The 315-nt window shown below is 50.5% G+C and carries 1 pseudogene; it reads left to right on the top strand.

Annotated elements, in window-relative coordinates:
• Positions 1–315 (top strand): annotated as a pseudogene (locus tag AB4585_RS27305) (ATP-dependent helicase); the annotation flags it as partial.

Below are 315 nucleotides of genomic sequence, written 5' to 3'. Positions count from 1 at the left end.
CGCGATGCACTAAAGAATCAAAAGCTACAACGAGAGATGGAGCGCCTGCAAGACGCACTGCAACTGTGCCGTGATGTGCTCAAAATGGCGCTAGGTCGCAGCCAGCTTTTAGATACGGCGTTTGATCGAGTCACTCAAATACAAAACCGCTTAACGCGGGTTTGCGATACCTCGATCATGGGGTATTCCTACTGGTTTGAATGCACCCCAAGACACTTCTCATTGAACATCACACCGCTTTCAGTCGCGAATAAGTTTCAAGAGCAAGTGGACGCACACGGCGGAAGTTGGGTGTTTACTTCGGCGACCTTGTCG

Source organism: Vibrio sp. 10N.222.49.C9 (genome assembly GCF_041474985.1).
GTDB classification, from domain to species: Bacteria; Pseudomonadota; Gammaproteobacteria; order Enterobacterales; family Vibrionaceae; genus Vibrio; species Vibrio crassostreae_C.
Note: the sequence above shows the minus strand (reverse complement) of the source record. Positions and strands in the feature narration are given on the sequence as shown.